Genomic DNA, 7,357 nt, shown 5'->3' with positions numbered 1-7,357 from the left:
TTACTGACATACTCTCCTCAGCTAAAGCTTTGGAGGTTCTAAGGTCTCCGTCGTTCCTGGAGGCGCCTCTCTGTGGATATCAGTGTTCCCCTTGCGTGCATCCCTGTCTACACGCAATTGATCTATGCCTTCCACAAATTCAGGACGCAATGCTATGTTGAACGAAGCATTGGCATCAGCATGATCAACGTGCCCGCAATGGCACTTAAAACTCTTTCCTGAACGGTTGCCTATCTGTCCACATATTGAACACTCCTTTGAAGTGTGGTATGGATCGACATAGACAACAGGTACTCCAAGTAGCCTGGCCTTGTATTCTATCATCTGCTCAAGCTGATAGAATGACCAGCTATTCAGGGAATACCTGAAATTTCTGCCTGTTTTTGCATTTCTTATTCCATGCAGATATTCAAGCTTGATTCCCATTTCATTCTTTTTAGCTTCATGCACTATCTTCTTTGACACATTATGGTTTATGTCTTTCACAATCCTATTTTCCCTGTTCTTTGTTTCCTTTATCTTCCTGTTTTTACCGTTCTTCTGCAGATTCTTCCTCATGTTTTTGTATTTTTTGTGGGTGTGGTATGCTTTTTTTCCGAGCTTCAGTACCTTTCCATTCTGTGGATTTGCAACAACTGCAATGTGTCCTGTTGTATTGCGGTCAACACCGAGATATCCTTTTGGTTGTATCAATGCACACTCTGGAACAGTCACTGAAATGTATGCAAATTCACTGTCCAATTCTATTTGATTGATATTCTCAAAATCATTCCTGAATTGGTATTCCAGTTCAAGCTTAAGGGATGGGATTGTTATGGTCCTGTCCTCATGGCTGAACCTGATGCCCTTAGAGGGTAATGTCAACTTAACCTTACTTACCTTTTTAGCGTTCCTGTTTCCGCCATACTTCCTCAGTACCTGGTTGGAGATTAATGATTTCAGGCCAATATGGCGAACATCCTTTGTTGTTAATGCTCTATGTTTTATGGCAAATTCCGCAACCTGTCTTGCCTTCCTCAGCTCGATAGAGAAATTCCTGTTGTGCCTGATCCTGTATGTTAATATCATTTTCCCTTCTGATCCTCTATGTATTTCTGTACACTTTCTAATGTTACGGATCCAACGGTAGATATGAATTTGGAATGTGTCCACAGTGTTGGAATCTTGCGCTTTAATGCAGGAAACTCATTTCTCAGGACAGATGAAGTGTAGCCCTTGATCTGGTTGATAACATGATACACACCAAGCCGGGGATTTATGTCTATCAGGAGATGCACATGATCTGGCATAACTTCCATTTCAAGTATTTTGTACTGGTATTCATCCTGCTTCTCCAGAATTAATTCTTTTAGTCTCACATCAATGCCATCCTTCAGGACATTTCTTCTGTATTTAGGGCAGAATATCACATGGTACTGGCAACTGTACACCATATGGGGTTCGTGATGATATTCTTTCTCTTTATTGCTTATTTCCATATACTAAAATAGATATGCTAAAGTTATATATATACTTTCACAATTCATCTCCTCCCTAAAGTTCCATACCGCAGAATAATGCTAAATATTTATATTACAGTTTATAATACCATCCAGAAGTGAAGGAGGATTATCATGGAAAACACTTATGTAAAGTTTGAAGCTCCCGAATCGTTAGTCAAAGACGCATTGGATTTTGTAGAAAATTCATACAGATCTGGTAAGATTAAGAAAGGGACAAATGAAGTAGTTAAGTCTATAGAGAGAGGAGAGGCAAAGGTTGTTGTCATAGCAGAGGATGTTTCACCCCCTGAAGTGGTTTTTTATCTGCCTGTCCTGTGCGAGGAGAGAAAAGTCCCATATACATATGTAAAAAATAAGAGTGACCTCGGCTTAAAAGTCGGTATTGCATCTGCAGCATCTATAGCAGTTGTTGATTACGGCAAAAATGAAGACGCATATAAAGATTTAATATCATCAATAGAAAATGCAAAATCAGGAAAGGAAGAAAAGAAAAAACCTGCAGCCAAGAGTGAACAGCCCAAGGAAGAAGAAATAGAAGCTGAAGCTACAAAAGCTCCAAAGGAAAAGAAAGAACCTGTAAAAGAGAAAGCTTCTGAAGCAAAAGAACCGAAGAAAGAGGAGAAAAAGGAAAAAACTTCTGAACCAAAGGAAAAGAAAGAACCTGTAAAAGAGAAAGCTTCTGAAGCAAAAGAACCGAAGAAAGAGGAGAAAAAGGAAAAAACTTCTGAACCAAAGGAAAAGAAAGAACCTGTAAAAGAGAAAGCTTCTGAAGCAAAGAAAGCTGCAAAGAAGAAAGAAGATTCAGAAGAAAGTGAAGAGTGATGCTTTATGGCAGAAGATGCAACTCCAGCTGAAGTGGTTGAGTTGATGGGAAGAACCGGAATGACCGGTGAAGCCACAACTGTAAAGGTCAGAGTCCTCGAAGGGAAAGATCAGGGCAGAATTATTGCCAGGAATGTTCTTGGACCTGTAAAGGTTGGTGATATCCTGATGCTTAGGGAGACTGCAAGAGAGGCAAGGAGATTATCAATAAGGTGAATCAAATGGAAAACAGAAAATGTATCTTTTGTGGCCACGATATTGAACCTGCATCTGGAATCATTTATATCAGAAAAGATGGAAATATTATGAATTTCTGTTCAAAGAAATGTAGGGTTAATATGATAGACCTAAAAAGAGCCGCAAGAAATGTTAAATGGACAAACGAGTACCACCGTATTAAGGACATGAGAAAGGCGTAAAAATATGGAAAGAACATTGGTACTTATAAAACCTGATGGAGTGAAAAGGCACATTATAGGCAATATAATTGAAAGATTCGAAAACAAAGGATTAAAAATTATTTCACTGAAGCTCATGAGAGTTTCTGAGGAAAAAGCCAGAGAACATTATAGTGTCCACAGTATGAAGCCTTTCTTTGACGGACTGGTTTCCTACTTGACATCCGGACCTATAGTTGCCTTGATACTGGAAGGAGACAATGCCATAATTTCATGCAGGAATCTTGCAGGGACGACTGATGGATCAAGGGCAGCTGCTGGAACAATCAGGGGAGATTTCTCACTGAATATTGAAGAAAATATAGTCCACGCCTCAGATTCTCCAGAAGCATATAACCACGAATATAAAATATTTTTTAATGAGAATGAGATAATGGATTATTGAATATGGAAACAACAAAAAAGAATTTAAGGGAACCGATTGTATGTGTACTGGGTCATGTTGACCATGGAAAAACCACTCTCTTAGATGATATCAGAGGGACCACCGTAGCAAAGAAAGAAGCTGGTGGCATTACACAGAAGATTGGTGCAACAGAAATAGATAAAAATACCCTTGAATCAAATATGAAGAATTACTTTAAAAATATTGAGATTAAAATTCCAGGTTTATTATTTATAGATACCCCGGGGCATGTGGCCTTTGCCAATATGAGATCAATGGGCGGAGCACTGGCTGACATAGCAATTCTTGTTATAGATGTGAATGAGGGGCTAAAGCCACAGACGATAGAATCTATAGATGTTTTAAAGAAATATAAAACACCATTTATAATAGCTGCAAATAAAATAGATCTTGTACCATATTTTATAACTACCAAGAATACCTCATTTAAGGAAACACTCCTCAAACAGAGGAAGGAATATGTGGATGCCCTTGATGAAAAAATTTACAAAATAATTAATGACCTTTATGTCAAGGGAATATCATCTGATAGATATGACAGAATCACAGATTTCACAAAATCATTTGCAATAGTTCCCATAAGTGCAAAGCTAAACATAGGAGTCCCTGATATACTTATGGTTCTCACAGGACTAGCACAGAGATTTTTGGAAGACCATATACAATTTGAAAATAAAACCACACGAGGTTCAGTGATAGAAATCAAGAAAGAAGAGTCCATAGGTACTACACTGGACACAATACTGTATCAGGGCACACTTCACAAGGGCGATAAAATAGCATTGAATACGAATGCGGGTCCAGCGGTTACAAAGGTGAAGGCTATTCTGGCCCCGGGAAAAAAAGGTGTTGAGGAGAGGGATAGCATAAGATCAGCTGCCGGAATTAGAATTCTGATAACAGACAAACTTGATGTTATTTCAGGTACGTCTATAATTGTTGTGAAGGGCAGTAAAACCGATTATGCGTTCAATGAACTCATTAAGGAATCTAAACCGGATATAAAACTCTCAGATAATGGGATTACAATAAAGGCTGAGGCCATAGGCTCACTTGAAGCCATAGCATATGAAATGGAACAGAACAAGATTAATGTTAGGGAAGCCCAGATAGGTGACATTACAAAAAAAGATATAATAAATGTGTCTACGTTAAATAACCCACTGGACCGCGTTATTGTCGGATTTAATGTTAATATTTCAAGCGATGCCAGAGAAAACATGGAATATAACAATGCAAAGGTTATTTCAGGGAATGTGATTTACTCCATGATAGACGATCTGAATAAATGGCTTGAGTTCAAAAAGCATGAAATAGAAGAGGAAAAGAAAAACAGCAGGCCCGTCCCATCAAAGTTAGTAATTTTGCCTGATTATATTTTCAGGGCAGCTAAACCTGTTATAGTTGGAATAAGGGTCATTTCAGGCCGGGTCAAGGTTGGGGACAAGCTCATAAACAGCAACAACAAATATGCAGGAACTATTAAAAGCCTGAGAGATGGCGATGTAAACCGGCAGTATGCTGATAAGGGATCAGAACTGTCATGCGCAATTGATGGCGTTACCTTAAACCGGCAAATATTTCCGGATGAAGATTTATATGTTGATGTTCCTGAAAATGTAGTAAAAGAAATGAAAGACCAGGACATGGATCCTGATATGAAAGAAACCATGGAAGAACTTATAAAAATCAAAAGGAAAGAAGAACAATTTTGGGGATTCTGAATTAGGCAGGAAATTTAAACACCATAAAATAAATAATATGGGCAAATCATTTGTTAAAAAGATAAAAAATCTAAACGAATATAATGGAGTAAATTATAAGCACAATAGAAAATACAACCATCAAAATCAGGGAAAAGAAAGAATCCCGAAATGTCAATGTGCCTATAAATGCTATGATTGAAAACAGTATCGTTTCTTTATATACTGTACTCCCTGCAATCATTCCTATTGAAACATCCCGCCTGTTGTCCCTGAGTGATATAGACATCATCATTATTTCCGGCAGCGATCCGAAGAATCCAAGCAGGAAGAATGATGATATGAATGTATTTACATTCAGAATGTGTGATACTATCAAGGCAGAGTTTATCATATTATATGATGCAAACATGATTACAGCAATGGCAAGTATGCCAAAATATGAGGGGTATACTTCTTCTGCTACAATTTCTGACTCAATTTCTGAAGATTTCACCTTTCTAATAACGTAGAACAGGAATATTATAAGCGTTACAAAGCCAACGTAATAGGGAACCTTGACAAAGTAGAATGAAATTATAAGAAGTGCCACTGCGGTGACTGTGATAACATATGAATCCACTCTGAACTTCGAGATTCCAGATTTATAATATAATGGAATAAGAATGAAGAAAGCCAGAAGGGTTATTGCATTTGAACCCTGTATAGTACCAAAACTTATTGTTCCCAGATTTTCTGCAGCAGCCATTACTGACATTATAATTTCATCCACTATTGCAGCAAACCCGACAATGAAAAGACCTACATATTTTTCAGAGAATGATATTGATTTTCCAACGTGGTAAGACACATCCAGAAATATGTCGCCCGCCATATATATTGAAACAATAGAAATAGCCAGATCGGGTATTACAAGAATATTAAATTCACTGGTTATATGGTATATACCTATCAATAAATCTACACATAACAATATAAATAAAAAGGAAATTAAAATTATTTTCTTCTGCAATATATCACAGCATCATCTGGGGGTTGTCTATTTTAACATTTTCCTCTATCTTAGTTCCCCTTTCAAGCTTTTTGTATTCAATGGAGGTGGGATGCAGCACATTGAGGAGGTAATTAAACGCCCTGTCTGCATTGCTGTGCTCTCCACAGGTATATATATCCAGAGTCACAAGCCCGTGTTCCGGCCATGTATGAAATGACAAGTGGGATTCAGCCAGCAAAGCTATGCCACTTGCACCCATAGGCCGAAACTGGTAATACTGTGAAGAAATCTCTGTAAGATTTCCTTCCCTAATAGCATTCTCAATAATCGGTGAAATACTATCAGCGCTAGATATTAACCCCGCATCTACACCGTATAAATCCGCTATGATATGTACCCCTACTGCCACTTTCATCGTCCTCCATAATTTTTACACCTCTACAATCAACCTTTATAATAAAGTCTTATTTAAATATTTATAAAAATTGGAAAATTTACTTTTATTTATTTCTAAATATAATACTAGGCAGGACTAGTTTAAATAACAAATATTAATATTATTATATAAATAATAATATATTAAAGTGCCTGAAAGATTTATTCAGCATATTTTCCATGTAATATGTACCAGCTCATCACCGCCTACCATTGCACATGGCATATGCCTCCTTCCTGTACCTGAGATTAATCATTGCGGCAATGCCTATTACAGGACCGATTGAAAGTACTGCAAAGGCCCAATGCCATCCTATAGTAGTTCTCAGTATATCTATCATATAAATAGACCCAACCGTAATAAGGAATCCGATGGCCATCTGAAATGTAAGTGCGCTGCCCCGTATAGTTATGTCACTTAACTCAGTCACTGCAGTTGAAAATTGTGCCGAGTCCGCAATTACAAAAATCCCCCATATAACTCCTATAGCTATAGTTATTATGGGTGTTCCACCGTATGTTAACCCAATTATTATAGCGCATGATCCACTGATAAAAAGATAAATGGAAGTTGATAATGTCCTTCCAATTCTATCAGATACAATTCCACCCATTATGGAACCTATAACCCCTGATAACCCGATGATTAAAAAAGAAACTATCCCGGCCATGAATAATAAATGAACCCCTTTGTAATAAAAGGAAAAACTCGAAAAAATAAATACAGGGATCCATGTCCACATAGCATAGAGTTCCCACTGATGACCGAAATAACCTAAATTTGCAAGCATTAAGCTTTTGTTTTTTAATATTTTTCCTATTGTATTCCATTTTAACCTATTAGCTTTAATTTTTTTATTTTTATTATTAATTCCGAAGAAAACAGCAAGGGCCCCAGTAAATGCAAGTAAAGAGGAGAAACCCAGCAAAGCCTGCCAATCTCTTATAAAGGGTAGATTTAAAATTAAATGGGGCAATGATGATCCCAGGGTGAGTCCAGCTATAACAATTCCAAGAGCTAATCCCTCCTCTCTGGA

General features: G+C 37.4%; 9 protein-coding genes and 1 pseudogene. 5 read left to right on the top strand and 5 right to left on the bottom strand.

What is annotated here, in order from left to right:
• Positions 1-21: 21 nt before the first annotated feature.
• Positions 22-1,068 carry an RNA-guided endonuclease TnpB family protein gene (locus AMDU4_RS02175; RefSeq protein WP_021786337.1) on the bottom strand — a complete coding sequence of 349 codons (1,047 nt, stop codon included), beginning with the start codon at positions 1,066-1,068 and terminating at the stop codon, positions 22-24.
• Positions 1,065-1,478, bottom strand: coding sequence for an IS200/IS605 family transposase (tnpA, locus tag AMDU4_RS02170; protein WP_021786336.1), 414 nt, complete (start codon positions 1,476-1,478; stop codon positions 1,065-1,067). The genes AMDU4_RS02175 and tnpA overlap by 4 nt, the downstream gene beginning before the upstream one ends.
• 135 nt (positions 1,479-1,613) lie before the next feature.
• Here tnpA and rpl7ae point away from each other — a divergent pair.
• From rpl7ae to infB, 5 genes and pseudogenes are all read left to right on the top strand, one after another.
• Positions 1,614-1,973, top strand: a pseudogene (gene rpl7ae / locus AMDU4_RS14120) (50S ribosomal protein L7Ae); the annotation flags it as partial.
• Between the two features lie 357 nt (positions 1,974-2,330).
• Positions 2,331-2,540, top strand: coding sequence for a 30S ribosomal protein S28e (locus tag AMDU4_RS02160; RefSeq protein WP_021786334.1), 210 nt, complete (start codon positions 2,331-2,333; stop codon positions 2,538-2,540).
• A 5-nt stretch (positions 2,541-2,545) separates the two neighbouring features.
• Entirely contained in the window at positions 2,546-2,743 is a 198-nt protein-coding gene (locus AMDU4_RS02155; RefSeq protein WP_021786333.1) for a 50S ribosomal protein L24e, read from the top strand.
• Between the two features lie 4 nt (positions 2,744-2,747).
• Positions 2,748-3,167, top strand: coding sequence for a nucleoside-diphosphate kinase (gene ndk / locus AMDU4_RS02150; RefSeq protein WP_021786332.1), 420 nt, complete (start codon positions 2,748-2,750; stop codon positions 3,165-3,167).
• A gap of 2 nt (positions 3,168-3,169) precedes the next feature.
• The gene (infB, locus tag AMDU4_RS02145; RefSeq protein ID WP_021786331.1) at positions 3,170-4,912 is read left to right on the top strand and encodes a translation initiation factor IF-2; all 1,743 of its coding nucleotides are present in this window, start codon (positions 3,170-3,172) and stop codon (positions 4,910-4,912) included.
• Positions 4,913-4,982: 70 nt separating this feature from the next.
• Here the strand turns inward: infB and AMDU4_RS02140 are convergent, their stop codons facing one another.
• The 3 genes from AMDU4_RS02140 to AMDU4_RS02130 all read right to left on the bottom strand — a co-directional run.
• Entirely contained in the window at positions 4,983-5,846 is an 864-nt protein-coding gene (locus AMDU4_RS02140; protein ID WP_290703929.1) for a hypothetical protein, read from the bottom strand.
• 61 nt (positions 5,847-5,907) lie between these two features.
• A complete protein-coding gene (gene speD / locus AMDU4_RS02135) occupies positions 5,908-6,300 on the bottom strand; it encodes an adenosylmethionine decarboxylase (protein WP_021786329.1) in 393 nt (130 codons plus the stop codon).
• Between the two features lie 220 nt (positions 6,301-6,520).
• The coding region (locus tag AMDU4_RS02130) for an MFS transporter (RefSeq protein WP_290703926.1) at positions 6,521-7,357 on the bottom strand (837 nt) is incomplete at its 5' end.

It is taken from the genome of Ferroplasma sp. Type II (genome assembly GCF_000496155.1).
The sequence above is the reverse complement of the archived record's forward strand: the minus strand, read 5'-3'. Positions and strand labels throughout refer to the sequence as shown.

What these genes read in the sequence shown, in the direction of transcription:
- AMDU4_RS02175 (WP_021786337.1), bottom strand. Translation starts at nt 1,068, where the DNA reads ATGATATTAACATACAGGATCAGGCACAACAGGAATTTCTCTATCGAG.
- tnpA (WP_021786336.1), bottom strand. Translation starts at nt 1,478, where the DNA reads ATGGAAATAAGCAATAAAGAGAAAGAATATCATCACGAACCCCATATG.
- AMDU4_RS02160 (WP_021786334.1), top strand. Translation starts at nt 2,331, where the DNA reads ATGGCAGAAGATGCAACTCCAGCTGAAGTGGTTGAGTTGATGGGAAGA.
- AMDU4_RS02155 (WP_021786333.1), top strand. Translation starts at nt 2,546, where the DNA reads ATGGAAAACAGAAAATGTATCTTTTGTGGCCACGATATTGAACCTGCA.
- ndk (WP_021786332.1), top strand. Translation starts at nt 2,748, where the DNA reads ATGGAAAGAACATTGGTACTTATAAAACCTGATGGAGTGAAAAGGCAC.
- infB (WP_021786331.1), top strand. Translation starts at nt 3,170, where the DNA reads ATGGAAACAACAAAAAAGAATTTAAGGGAACCGATTGTATGTGTACTG.
- speD (WP_021786329.1), bottom strand. Translation starts at nt 6,300, where the DNA reads ATGAAAGTGGCAGTAGGGGTACATATCATAGCGGATTTATACGGTGTA.